The sequence below is a fragment of the Nocardia sp. NPDC049220 genome, assembly GCF_040647855.1.
In the GTDB taxonomy this organism is placed as follows: domain Bacteria; phylum Actinomycetota; class Actinomycetes; order Mycobacteriales; family Mycobacteriaceae; genus Nocardia.
In genome coordinates, this window is sequence record NZ_JBEZDA010000005.1 from 122,637 (window position 1) to 135,345 (window position 12,709).

11 protein-coding genes and 2 pseudogenes are annotated in these 12,709 nt (G+C 63.9%); 6 read left to right on the top strand and 7 right to left on the bottom strand.

What is annotated here, in order from left to right; translation table 11 throughout:
• Positions 1-3: 3 nt before the first annotated feature.
• Positions 4-1,254 carry an arginine deiminase gene (gene arcA, locus AB0C34_RS16025; RefSeq protein ID WP_357073021.1) on the bottom strand — a complete coding sequence of 417 codons (1,251 nt, stop codon included), beginning with the start codon at positions 1,252-1,254 and terminating at the stop codon, positions 4-6.
• Positions 1,255-1,434: 180 nt separating this feature from the next.
• Between arcA and soxR the strand changes: the two genes are divergently transcribed.
• Positions 1,435-1,920, top strand: coding sequence for a redox-sensitive transcriptional activator SoxR (gene soxR, locus AB0C34_RS16030; RefSeq protein ID WP_357072544.1), 486 nt, complete (start codon positions 1,435-1,437; stop codon positions 1,918-1,920).
• On the opposite strand, the gene AB0C34_RS16035 is transcribed toward soxR, so the two are convergent.
• From AB0C34_RS16035 to AB0C34_RS16050, 4 genes and pseudogenes are all read right to left on the bottom strand, one after another.
• Complete coding sequence (locus tag AB0C34_RS16035; protein ID WP_357072547.1) at positions 1,889-2,767, bottom strand: SDR family oxidoreductase; 879 nt, start codon at positions 2,765-2,767, stop codon at positions 1,889-1,891. The two genes, soxR and AB0C34_RS16035, sit on opposite strands and share 32 nt — an antisense overlap.
• Before the next feature lie 74 nt (positions 2,768-2,841).
• Positions 2,842-3,848 (bottom strand): annotated as a pseudogene (locus tag AB0C34_RS16040) (glycosyltransferase).
• A 60-nt stretch (positions 3,849-3,908) separates the two neighbouring features.
• Positions 3,909-4,589: a GDSL-type esterase/lipase family protein gene (locus AB0C34_RS16045; protein WP_357072550.1), complete on the bottom strand. Its 681-nt coding sequence runs from the start codon at positions 4,587-4,589 to the stop codon at positions 3,909-3,911.
• Positions 4,586-5,875, bottom strand: a complete 1,290-nt coding sequence (locus AB0C34_RS16050) for a helix-turn-helix transcriptional regulator (protein ID WP_357072553.1) — start codon at positions 5,873-5,875, stop codon at positions 4,586-4,588. Before AB0C34_RS16050 ends, AB0C34_RS16045 begins: the two co-directional genes overlap by 4 nt.
• A gap of 248 nt (positions 5,876-6,123) precedes the next feature.
• Here AB0C34_RS16050 and AB0C34_RS16055 point away from each other — a divergent pair, with 248 nt between their 5' ends.
• From AB0C34_RS16055 to AB0C34_RS16075, 5 genes are read left to right on the top strand one after another with little or no spacing between them, the layout of a single operon-like run.
• Entirely contained in the window at positions 6,124-6,396 is a 273-nt protein-coding gene (locus AB0C34_RS16055; RefSeq protein WP_357072556.1) for a hypothetical protein, read from the top strand.
• Positions 6,393-7,040, top strand: a complete 648-nt coding sequence (locus AB0C34_RS16060) for an ATP-binding protein (RefSeq protein WP_357072559.1) — start codon at positions 6,393-6,395, stop codon at positions 7,038-7,040. Before AB0C34_RS16055 ends, AB0C34_RS16060 begins: the two co-directional genes overlap by 4 nt.
• Positions 7,027-8,127: a Gfo/Idh/MocA family oxidoreductase gene (locus tag AB0C34_RS16065; RefSeq protein WP_357072562.1), complete on the top strand. Its 1,101-nt coding sequence runs from the start codon at positions 7,027-7,029 to the stop codon at positions 8,125-8,127. The genes AB0C34_RS16060 and AB0C34_RS16065 overlap by 14 nt, the downstream gene beginning before the upstream one ends.
• On the top strand, positions 8,124-9,371 hold the full coding sequence (locus AB0C34_RS16070) for a DegT/DnrJ/EryC1/StrS family aminotransferase (protein WP_357072565.1): 1,248 nt from the start codon (positions 8,124-8,126) through the stop codon (positions 9,369-9,371). The genes AB0C34_RS16065 and AB0C34_RS16070 overlap by 4 nt, the downstream gene beginning before the upstream one ends.
• A gap of 16 nt (positions 9,372-9,387) precedes the next feature.
• The gene (locus AB0C34_RS16075) at positions 9,388-9,828 is read left to right on the top strand and encodes an NUDIX domain-containing protein (RefSeq protein WP_357072568.1); all 441 of its coding nucleotides are present in this window, start codon (positions 9,388-9,390) and stop codon (positions 9,826-9,828) included.
• Between the two features lie 800 nt (positions 9,829-10,628).
• Here the strand turns inward: AB0C34_RS16075 and AB0C34_RS16080 are convergent.
• Both AB0C34_RS16080 and AB0C34_RS16085 read right to left on the bottom strand, forming a co-directional pair.
• A pseudogene (locus tag AB0C34_RS16080) lies at positions 10,629-10,751 on the bottom strand (alpha-(1-2)-phosphatidylinositol mannosyltransferase); the annotation flags it as partial.
• Between the two features lie 106 nt (positions 10,752-10,857).
• Positions 10,858-12,699 (bottom strand): bifunctional diguanylate cyclase/phosphodiesterase, encoded by a 1,842-nt coding sequence (locus tag AB0C34_RS16085; RefSeq protein ID WP_357073024.1) that lies wholly within the window; start codon positions 12,697-12,699, stop codon positions 10,858-10,860.
• Positions 12,700-12,709 lie beyond the last annotated feature (10 nt).

Here is a 12,709-nt window from a genome sequence, read left to right on the forward strand (position 1 = left end):
CACTCACGCGTCATTTCGGGACAGTGGGCACGACAGGCAGCGGGGTCCGCCGCGGCCGGAACCCAGTTCGGAGCCGGGGATGCGCAGCACCTCGATGCCCGCGTCCTCCAGTCTGGCGTTGGTCATCTCATTACGCTCGTAGGCGACCACGACACCGGGCGCGAGCGCGAGGGTGTTGTTGCCGTCGTCCCATTGCTCGCGTTCGGCGGTGACACCGTCCAGGCCGGTGTCGATCACCCGCAGCTTGCCGATGCCCATCGCCTCGGCCGCCGCCGGCAGGAACGGCTCGGGACCGCGGATGCCGACCCGGCCGTTGCCACTGCGACCGGTGTATTCGTCGTCTTTGCGAATCGTGAACGCGCACAATGAGTCTCGAACCGCCGGATACATCACCACGGCATCGGCGTCGACCATGGTGCACACGGTGTCCAGATGCATGGTCGCGCGGTTCTGGGCGATCGGAACCACGAGCACCGTGTGCGCTATATCGTCGTCGAACAGGCTGCGCGCCAATGCTTCCGCGCCCGCGGGCGAGGTGCGTTCGCCGACACCCACCGCGACGACCCCCTCGGAAAGCAGCAACACGTCGCCGCCTTCGATCGGTGCGGTGTGCGATTCGTAGGCGCGGCGCACCCCGAGAAAACGGGGGTGGAAAGCGTAGATGAGATCGGTGAGCGAGGTCTCTCGGCTGCGGGCGGGCAACGCGAGCGAAGTGATCGCGACGCGCGGGCCGACCCAGAACGAGGAGTCCCGGGTGAACAGCAGATTGGGCAACGGATCGATGACGAAGTCCGCGCCGTGGTGCATGCGGCGGACCAGCGAGGTCGCGTCGGGACCGAACGGCAACTCATCGAAGGTCATCCCCGCCATCAGAATGTCGGCAAGCTCCCTGGCCGGCACGCCGCGCAGGAAGGCGGCCAGTTCGCCGGCGAGAGCATGTCCGAGCCTGCGCGCGTCGACCGCGGCCGAGATGCCCTGAACGCGGGCGGCGCCGCTGACCGCGAGCGTCTCGGCGAGCAGGTCGGACAGCAACAGCACCTCGGTACCGCGCTCACGCAGGACGCTCGCGAACATGTCGTGTTCCTGCTGTGCGCGCTCCACCCACGGGATGCCGTCGAACAACAGCTGGTCGTTGTTGCGCGGGGTCAGCCTGCGCAGTTCGTCGCCAGGCCGGTGCAGCAGCACCGTACGCAGCGTGCCGACTTCGGAGGTCACCGCCAAACGTCGGCCGTTCCGCTCGGGGTCGGGCGCCATCACGTCCGGATCCTCTCCATGCCGCGCGGGCACAGCATCTGCTCCATGATCAGACCGTAGTTCGCCGCGCGCCGAAGAGCACGGCAATCCCGTCTTCACATGCCGATCGGCCCGCGCTGTCCGATTTGCGCCCCACCCATCAAAACCTGAAGTATGGTTGAGGTGAATGGAGGAGAATGCATGTCGACAGCGGATTGGCGCGCGAAGGAGCTGACCCCCGGGCAGCTCTCCGAGCGTAGTGGAGTCGCGGTTTCCGCGTTGCACTTCTACGAACGCGAAGGGCTCATCACGAGCAGACGCACCAGCGGGAACCAGCGTAGATACACCCGTGAGACCCTGCGCCGCGTGGCCTTCATCCGCATTTCCCAGCGAGTCGGCATACCGCTCAGCGAGATCCGCGCCGCCCTCGATCAGCTGCCGGAGGGCCGCAACCCCACGCGGCGGGACTGGGAGACGCTGTCCACCACCTGGCGGGCGGACCTCGACGACCGGATCAACCAGCTGATCCGCCTACGCGACAACCTCACCGGTTGCATCGGCTGCGGTTGTCTGTCGCTAGGAAGCTGCCGCCTGGTCAACGAGCACGACCGGCTCGGCGCGCAGGGGCCGGGCGCCCGCGTGCTCGACGTCCACCTCAACTGCCCGACGAAGCCAGCAACCTGCTGAACCGAGCGCTGGTGCGGCGCATGGCGAACTCGTAGGGGAACGCGAATTTGCGCGCCCACCAGTACCCGAACCGGATATCGAACGAGGTGTAGACCAGAAAGCGGTTGTGCTCGATGCCACGCAGGATCGCCGTCGCCACTCGTTCCGGCGGCACCGCGTGGGAAGCGAAGGCCGCGGTGAGCCGCTCGATCTTCGGGTTGTCCTTGTTCACCCCGGCCAGTTCGACACTGTGCACCAGCGGCGTGTTCACCGCACCGGGTACCACCAGATGCACCGTGATGCCATGCTGCGCCAGATCGAAGCGCAACACCTCCGACACACCGCGAATGCCGTATTTGCTCGCGCTGTAGGCCGCGTGCCAGGGCAACGCGAGCAACCCTGCCGCTGACGACACGTTCACCAACGCACCGCCCTTGCCCGCGCGCACCATCGACGGCACGAAGTTCTCGATCACGTGGATCGGGCCCATCAGGTTGACCTCGACCATCTGCCGCCAGTGCCGATGCTCCAGATTCTCCACCGTCCCCCAGGCCGAGATGCCCGCGACGTTCATGATCACATCGAGGCTTCCGTGTTCGGCGTGTACTCGCTCGGCGAAGGCCGTGACCGCGTCGTAATCGGTGATATCCAGCGCGTCTGCCGCGATGACGACGCCGCCGGCCGCGCGGATGCCGGCCACCGTCTCGTCCAAGCCAGTGGCGTCGATGTCGGTGAGCACCAGTTCGGCGCCCGCCGCCGCGGCGGCCCGCGCCGTGGCCCTGCCGATCCCGCTGGCCGCGCCCGTCACCAGAACTTTCGCGCCGCGTACCGTCCTACGGCCTGCTCGCCTGCGACCAATACCAAGCACTGCGCATCCCATCTCGAATCACCGAATCGGTTCCCCGCAGGGTACTCGAGCGGCCTACTCGGCCACCACAACCGTTAGCGGCCGAGTACCGCGAGCATGCCGGCCACCGCCCTGGGCCAGATGAATTGTTCGGCGCGGCTGCGCGCCGCCGTGCGCCGCCCGGCGTGCGGCATGGCCAGCACGCCGGTGACGGCCTGCGCGAACGCCGAGGGATGATCGGCGGCAACCGCGCCGCAGTCCGAGGTCACGATGTCGGCCAGTGCAGAAGATCGGCTCGCCACGACCGGTGTACCCGCCGCGAGCGCCTCCAACGCGGCGAGCCCGAATGTCTCGTGTGGACCGGGCGCCAGCGAGACATCCGCGGTCGCAAGCAGATTCGCCACCATCGCGCGTTCGGCGATGAACCCGGTGAAATGCACAGCAGGCAACCCGCCGGGCAGCGCCGACGCCAGCCGGTGGAGCGTTGCACGCCGCGGCCCGTCCCCCGAACCACCAGCCGGGCCTCGACACCCGCTTTACGCAGCGCGCCCACTGCCTCGATGCTGCGGTCCACCCGTTTCTCCGCCGACAACCTGCCGCAGTGCACCAGCAGCGGGCGCCCGGGCACCCCGAACTCCGCGCGCAGCCCGCGGTCCCATCGACGTGGGCTGAACAGGTCCAGGTCCACGCCGAGCGGCACCAACTGACATTCGGCGCGCCGATACGCGAGAACTCCTGACGGGCGAACTCGGTGGTACAGACGACGACGTCGTAGTCGGCGGCCGTGCGCCGGTTGGCCGCGTCGGCACAGTGGCGCGCCACCGGACCAGTCAGGACCTGGCCGAGCAGCCGGTCGAGTCGTTCATGCGAGATCATGACGCCGGCCACGTCGCGCCGCCGTGCAGCGGCCGAACCCGCGCAGCGTCAGCCGATCGGACACCTCCAGTACGTCGGGCCGCGGCCCGGCCAGCACATCGGCCACCTGCCGCGGGTCGGCTGCTCGGTAGCCGCCGGTGCGGGGAATCACCAAGGCGGGCAGCGTTATCCGCACAACCCCGGTGGGGGGCATCTCCTCGGCGCGCTGTGGACCCGGCACGATCAGATCAGCACCACCCGGAAATTAGGTTTATCACCAGATCGTGGAGATTGCCAGGAACGATTCTCAGAGACGGGCTGGTTCCGCACCAGGCTCTTTGTTCGACCCGATTTTTTTGGCGATCATCTTTGAAAGAGGTTCGTGTGAGTCACGGCTCAGGTGTGTGCCGTCAATTCCCGGACACGCGACGGTAGCCGCGTCCACGAACAAAACCTTGCGCTTGTCAGCGACGCGGCGTATCGCCGCGCCGAGTTCGCGTGATTTGCGCACGGAGTCGGCGTCGTACTCGGAACTTTGCTCGGCAAACGCAGGCTGGTCGGCATCGAGATGGATCGGACTGACCAGCAATACCGCAGGCACTCCACCGGTTCGGGTCCAAGCAGTATGCTCGATGTTGTCGATATAGCCCTCGAGCGCGGTTGCGACGGCGTCTGTTTCTCGACCGAACTTGGTTTTGAGATCGTTGTTCCCCAGCATGATGACCACCATGTCCAAGGGCGAGTGGCTGCGCAGGCATGGTTGAAAGTAGGTACGGCCATTGCGGTCATCACGATCGGGGTCGTCCAAGTCGGTGGTACGACCGCCGAGACCTTCCTCGATAATGGCGTATCCGGTACCCAGAAGTTGCTGTAGCTGCCCGGTCCAGCGCACGTCGGCCGGCCATCGGCCGCGCCCTTCGGATGGTTGGCCGAAGGTGTTGGAGTCACCGAAGCACAAGATGGTAAACGCGGCAGGGTTGACGATCAAGGTCGGATTCCTACGGGTTGGACGGATACGCCGAGGCGTTCGGCAACGCTGACAAGCCCATCCAGCCGTTGCCTACCTCGACGGGTCAGTAGCTCGTTGGTCAGCGTGTGGGCCAGGGGTATGTGACCAACGAATTCCGGTGCCATCGAGCACGCATGACGAAGCGTATCCACGGCTCCCACATCATCTCGATTGTGGATCTGGGCTTGTGCAACGTTGATGAGCCTGCGGCTGCGCAGCGTGGGCGGAATTCCGGCACCACCCCCACCGACAACAGCAGCAAGTTTTAAAGCTTCACGCGGCCGATTCGCCCCAGTCTCGTTGATAACACCGAAACTAGCGGCCGAGGTGTGACCGAACACATTGGACGCCTCGGGTCTACTGGCATACTCGTCTTCTAGCTGCGTCCCGGCCGATTCGCATAAGCGTAGATATCTTCGTGCCTCACGGTAGTCCCCGGTTCGAGAGGCTGCGAATGCTGCATAGCATAGAAGTTCTCCCCAGATTGCGATATGGCGCGGGGTGGCTGTGGACAAACGCGGTTCAATATCGGTAGCTGCTTGGTCGGCGTACGCGGCTGCATCGTCGTACATGCCGTTTTTCGCCAACAACCATGACTGCGACCCTTTAATAGCAGCGCGTGTCAGTTCGTCTCCGCTCTCCGCTGCCAGTGCATCTGCGCGGACGAGCGCTAGGGCAGCTAAGTCTTCCTGCGCCACGTAGCCCAGAAGATTTGATGAGGCGTGCAGTAGTTGAGCGACCGAAATATTGATTTGACGCCGTGGCTCACCTGTCTCCGCCTCAGCTGCGCTATAGGCGCTTGCTAAAGCGGCAGGGAGCGCCCGTTCCATTTCGCCGAATCGAGCCGAAAAGAACAAATCCCATGCGCGAGTTACCGCAGCGGTCAGTTCCAGCTGTGCTCCTGGCGACGTATCTGGAATGCATCCCATAAGCACTCGCCGCAGATGAAACATATTGCCGTCATTCGAGCCGCTGCTCGAGTCATCCGGGATTGCTTTGTCGGCAGGTCGCAGGGGCACCGCGGCGGGAGCGTCGGACAGCATTGCGTCAGGAGCAAGGAGGTCGGTGAGTTGTTCAGGGGTGACTTTCAACGCGACAGCGAGTTTGGGCCACAGCCACGCCAGAGGCTCACTCTTACCGGCCTCCCAGCGCACCACGGTTGACCGCTCCACGTTTACACGCGCGGCCAACGACTCCTGAGTAAACCCCAGAGCCTTACGGCGCTGCGCGAAACCGCGACGCACCCCGCGCCCAACAGTCGCCATGCCCTTCACCTTCCACCCCTACACCCGCGCTCAGCGGGGCATTGCCTCTTTCGCGCCTCATTAGTGCTCAGTGTGCGCTCTGGTCCGTGGTCGCTGCCAACGGTTGGCTGCAGGGTACGGCCGAAACCTAGTGCGTAGCAATGGAGGCAACGAGCTATGACCAGTCAAGATACAGCGCGGCGCAGCACGGTCAGTCCTCGGACAGTGAGCCCTGTGGGGGGCGTGCTGATCACGGTTTGGGCCGTGCGATGAGCTTCCCCGAATCCGAGACGGCAGAGCGATTGGAGTGGGAGCGGTGGTTGCTTGGTATTGCCGGGGAGCTGCCGCCGCTTCTGGACTGTCACCAGCTCGACAAGCGCGGCCGGTGCATGGTGTGGCGTGAAGTGCGCGGCTGGTGGTGGCCGTGGCCGATGCGGATCACGTGCACGGTGCGCGCCTGGCTGGGTTTCTCCCTGCGCCACCTTGACCGGTTTGCGCCTTCGATCATCATCGGACGCAACACAATTGGGGGGATGCCGTGAGTGTCGTCCGCTTGTATCCCAGCTATCTGAGACCGCCCGATGCCCATCCGGCCGCCGCACCCGAAGAACTAACCCTCGTGGCGCTGGGGAGCAGCGGCAAGTCCCTGGGCAGGGCGGAGAATCTGTCGGTGCTTTTCGCGCGCCGCGCGGCCATCGCGTGGGGGTTCTCGCATATGGCCGATACCGCTGAAAGCATTACATCGCACCTGGTCACTCGAGCGGTGGAACTTACCGGGGTCCCCAGCCTGCCGCCGCGCTTTATCGAGGTGATGAAAGACTCGCCGCCGCTGATCGGTATCCGGCTGAGGCTCATCCGGCCCGGTTTGCTTATCGAGGTGTGGGACAGCAAAAGTGGTGCCCCGCTTCCGCCAGACGGTGAGTTTCTGGATGACAATTTGGCCGCTGTGCAAAGGCTCAGCGATGAATGGGGCTGGTATCGGGCACCCGGCGGCGGGAAAGTCATCTGGGCCAAACTTCACCACTCCGCCGACCGTATGCCGCACCGAACTGTTGGCCGCTATTCCTATCCCGAACCCGATCCTCCGATCATTGCCTTTTCTGATGTGCCCGTGATGCAACGAACGCTTGACGGGCTACAGCAACAAGTCAACACCGCGAGAAAGGTGCATCATGACTATCTCTAGCCAGGACACGACGACGGTCAACCTACCGGCCAATCCGGATGTTGCCGAACCTCGAGCCCACATCCACCCCCTCAGGCTCAGTGGACGGCGTCAGGGAAAGTTACGGGCGGGCGTGGTCGGCCTCGGTCGGCAGGCACTCGACGATCACATACCGGGGCTCAAAGAGTCCGAGGGTGCTGAATTAGCGGCGGTGTGTGATGACGACCCGGAGTTGGTGCGTGAGCATCAGTACCGACTGAATGTGGGTGGCTATACCGATTTTCATGAGATGTTCCGCAAAGAGCAACTCGATTTGGTTATTGTTACCGTGCCACACCACATCGGGCGTGCCGTTATCAGCGCTGCGGCTGAGCATCGTGTTCATGTGCTGAAAGAGAAGCCGTTCGCCACCACTATTTCCGAAGCGCATGACCTCGCGCAACAGTGCCGGAGTGCCGATATTCAGCTCATGGTCACGTTGCAGCGTCGTTTCAATCCGATTTATACGAGCTTTATGCAGTTGGCCGACCAGATCGGAACACCGTTCATAGTGGAGGGGCAATACACGCTGTTTGTCGATGATCCCTCTGAGGGGTGGCGCGGTAAATCGGCGATGGCTGGAGGCGGTTGCGTCATCGACATGGGCTACCACCTCATTGACATGGTCCTGTGGTACTTCGGCCTACCCGATCGCGTGTTGGCGGACATGTCGGTACGGGCCAGACCAGACCGCATCTACGACGCCGAAGACACCGCACTCGTTCATTTCGGCTACAACTCCGGCCTGTACGGGTCGCTGCTGCTGTCGCGGTTCATCGGTCCGAAAAGTGAGCAAATCAGGCTTGTCGGCAGTAAAGGCGTGGTGCATTTAGAGCGTGGACGGCTACGCCGCCTCACCAACGGCGGCGAAGTCATCGAATCGCTATCGCGTGAACAGTCATGGCCCTCGGCGGCAACCTGCCAGATTGATTATTTCTGCCGGGTCATCGAAGGACTACGCCCGAACCTCAGCGGCCCAGTAGAAAACCTCGCGCACATGAGTTTCATCGCGGCTTGCTATGAGTCGGCCAATACACACACCTACGTAAATCCGAAGGGGACGCCGTGACCAACCCTCTGGCCTTGCTCGGAGGAACACCAACCGTTCGGCATGACGGCCCACATTTCACCTGGCCACCACTGGGAGACAGCGCAAGAAGCGCTGTGCTGGCCCAGCTCGAATGCGCAGTATCGATTTATGACCGTTCTGGCGTGGTCGAAGAATTGGAGAACGAACTACGCGAGTACCACGGTATGGCACATGCCGTGCTCACCAGCTCCGGCACGGCTGCTCTCTATTCGATGTACGCGGCGTGCGGCATCGGCCCCGGTGATGAGGTGATAGCCCCGGCATACACGTTCTTCGCCACTGTGACGCCGCTGCTCCACCTGGGAGTGGTGCCTGTGCTGGCCGACTGCGACACGACCGGCAACCTCGACCCCGACGAAGTAATACGGCGCATCTCTCCAAATACCAAGGCGCTCATCGTTACCCACATGTGGGGTCTGCCCGCCGACATGCCGGGGTTGCAAGCGGTCGCGGATGATCACGGCCTGATCCTGTTGGAGGATGGTTCCCACGCCCACGGCGCGAGCATAAACGGCCAGCGCGCCGGAACCTTTGGCCGCGCTGCCGCTTTCAGCATGAACGGTCCCAAACCGCTATCGGCCGGGGAGGGTGGTTTTATCCTCACCGACGACACGGAGGTCTATTACCGGGTGCTCCTGCATGGCCAGTACAACAAGCGGTGCCGTAACGAGATCCCGCGAGAGCATCCGCTCTACCGCTACGCCGTCACCGGTACCGGGCTCAAGCACCGCATTCACCCCTTGGCGGCGAGTCTCGCCCGTGACCAGCTCGCGAACCTCGACGGCTACCTAGACGGCCGGGACAGAGTCGCGCGGTACCTGCGTGATCAGCTCAGCGACCTAGCGGGCATCACCGTGCCCTACGTACCGGCCGGGGTGCGCCCGTCCTGGTACGGGCTGACGCTGCGATACCGGGCCGACGAGCTGGGCGGGCTTCCCATACAGCGCTTCTACGATGCGCTGCACGCCGAAGGGTGCCGCGAAGTAGACCGGCCCGGCTCCATGTGCCCGCTGAACCTGCTGCCCCTGTTCCAGCAACCCGAACCGCTGCTACCGGCCTATACAGATGCGCTGGCCTACGGCCCCGGCGAGTTCCCGCAAGCCGAGGCCGTACATGCCACCACGCTGAAACTGCCCGTCTGGCACCGTGAGGAGGATATGCCGTTGGTAGACAGCTACATCGAAGCGTTCCGCAAAGTCTCCGACCGATACCGTGACCTGTGAAGGATGAATCAGAACAATGGTCGATTCCGCGTTGATTGCCCGTCTCACCGCTGAAGCCGAAATAGACGGAATACAGCAACTCGTTGTGGGTGCTGTAGTGGAACACAAGGGCACGGTGCTTTTGCTCCAGCGGCCCAAGGATGACTTCATGGGTGGGATATTCGAGCTGCCCAGCGGAAAGGTTGAAACTGGCGAGACCCTGGATGCAGCCCTTATTCGCGAAGTCGCAGAGGAAACCGGCCTGAACGTAACTGACCTCGGCGAATTCCTCGGCAGCTTCGATTACAGGGGTGGCAGCGGAAAGAGGAGCCGTCAATTCAATTTCACTGTGGCGGTGAGCGTGCCGGAGCCAGTGAAATTGACCGAACACGACGCTTACACGTGGACGGGCATCACGGAGGAGCTGCCCGTCACCGATGCGGTGAAAGACGTGCTGAACACATACCGCGCGATATAGATAAGCCACCGGTCAGGATCACCAACCGCCCGATCCCGATGCTGGTCGAAGACAAACCCGTCGCGGACGCCGCCTGTGACAGCGATCCCGGTGAACTCGACATCGATGACGCGATCCGCGTCCTCGCGCGTCCACCACACCTGCGACCTGCAATGCCGCCTGCGGGGAGTGTCTGGCCACACTCGCAGGCAAATACGGCCAGGACGTGGCCAGCAGCGCGGCGCGGCCCGTGCACTTCTACGACGCGCTGGGTCGCAAGTTGGCCGAGTTGACCCGCGAGTACCTGCGTCTGATGGAACAGCGACCGGACCGGTGGGCGAGCCGAGGGAAGATGGGCCGGACAGCGAGGATGGAGTGCTGTCCGGCCCATCTCATTTCGTGTGTGGCGCAACGGCAGTCGGGGTCGTTCGCGACATGTTGCGGTAGCCCGGCGACGGAGCGCGGGCGTGCCGCTTGGCGTACGACCGCTCACACCCGCCGGGTAGCCACCGGCATGATCCGAATCGCTTGCCCTTCGACTGTCAAAGGGTTCGGGTTGTGGAGTGTTAGTCCGCGTTGGGCTCACTGTACAGCGAAGCCGCAGTTCATCGATCTGCGGGTTTCGCTCTGTGCGGTAACGTGTTTCCAGATTCGCGTCACAAACCGGCCACCACGCAACTTGACGGCCAGGTCACCGCACTCAACTGAGCGGCATTGGTATCAGGCCAGCTGCGCCTCATCAATCTGGTCGTCGCTCAGCCCTAGTTACGCATCGCCACCCGCCTCTCGCAGCACCTCGAGGACACTGCCTTTGCTCAAAACTGGTGTCCCACGGCGACATAGCCCTCGCCGAGGTGATTCAACGCGGTGCGCAACCCACCCGAGCGCGGACCGTAGAAGTTCGCGAGCTGAACGATGCGCGCCTCGCCGATCGTGCAGTGGATCGGGTTGCCGCCGGGACCACTGCGCCCAACGATGCGTGAACAACCGTGAAAGAACCGGCGGATCAGGCGGCGCCGCCCCGGATCGCCGGGACCGGCGACCCGCGGTTCAGTGCGTCGGCAGGCCGCGACCGGCCCGCGGCAGATCGAGGTCGAGCGGAATCTTGCCTGCGGCCAGATGAGATTCGACCTGCTCGGCGGGCATCGGCCGCGCGATCAGAAACCCTTGCGCCCGATAGCAGCCGAGACCGACCAGGGTGCGCGCCGCGACTGCCGTCTCGACGCCTTCGGCGACCACGCCGAGGCCGAACGAGCCGGCAAGGCCGATAATGGATTTTACGATAGCCAGATCGTCGGTGCTCGCACCGAGGCGTTGCACGAAGCCCCGATCGATCTTCACCGCGTCCACCGGCAGCGCCTTGAGGTGCGACAGCGAGCTGTATCCGGTACCGAAGTCGTCGATGGCGATCTGGACACCCATCCGTTTCAGGCCACGCAGCGTGACCTGCGTCCGGGCCAGATCCTGCACCACGACGTGTTCGGTGATCTCCAGGCACACCGAACTTCCGTCGATTCCGAACAGTCGCAGGATGTCCTCGATGCGCTCGACGAAATCGAGGCTGACCAATTGCACCGGCGACACGTTGATTCGCATCACCACATTGCCCGCCATGCCGCGGCGACGCCATTCGGCGAACTGCGCACACGCGGACCGAATTACCCAGCGCCCCAGCTCACCGGCTAGATTGGTGGCCTCGGCGACGGTGACGAAAGCACCAGGGGGCAGCAGTCCCCTGGTCGGATGCAGCCAGCGGACCAGCGCCTCCAGCGCCACGATGCGCCCCGTGCGCAAGTCCACCTCGGGTTGATAGTGCAGCAGCAGCGAGCCGTCGGAGACCGCGCCGCGTAGGTTGAGTTCCACGTCGTCTTGCAGTTCGAACTGGGCGCGCATCGTGTCGGTGAATACCGCGACGCCGTTGCCACCGCCGGACTTCGCCGACAGTAGCGCGTGATCGGCGCGGCGGAGCACATCGGCGACCGTGGTCTGCCCCGGAATTCCCAGCGCCACTCCCACGCTCGCACCACGACTGACGGACTCCCCGCCGACGGTGACACGCCTGGCGATCAACTGCTGGATGCGGTTGGCCTCGTACTCGGCCGCCACCGCGTCCATGGGTTTCGCGGGAACGATGACGAATTCGTCACCACCCAGTCGAGCGATCATGTCGTTCGGGTCGAGATTCTCCCGCAGTCGCGTCGACAACGTGCGAATGAAATTATCCCCCGCGGTGTGACCGAGGAAATCGTTGAGTGCTTTCAAGCGATCCAGGTCGAGGAAGAAAGCCGCCACTGGGCCGGGACTGCCGGTGCGTAATCGATCTTCCATATGTTCGAGCAGCGCGCGCCGATTGGCCAGACCGGTCAGATCGTCGTGCAGCGCGATATATCGGAGCCGTTCCTCCGCGACCACCCGCGCCTGCAACTGCGCGAAGAGCGTAGCGATGGCCTTGAGCACGTTGAGTTCGCGGGTGCTCCATTCCCGATCGCCGGCCTTCACGAATCCGAGCGCACCGGTCGGCTCACCTCTGGACAGCAGCGGTACGGCCGCCGAGGTCACCGCGGCGATACCGGAGGCCCGGCGGACCGTTTCCTGATACTCGGCGAACTCCGGAGTCGGGCGGGCGACCAAAGGCTCGGTCGAGTGTTCCAGCGCGCGGAACACCGGGTCGGCGTTGTCGAAGTAGATGACACCGAGCGGATCCGGGTCGGGTATCTGCTGCCGGTGCGGCCACTCCGCGATCAGTACGGTTGCCCGACGTTCGCGGTCGGTGTGTCGCACATAGCTGAAATCCACGTCGAAGTACTCGACCAACTGAGCGAGCACGCGTTCGGTCGCGGCCACCATCGTCGTGGCGTCCACACCCATCAGCTCCGAGGCGACCTGAGTCACCAATGAGTCG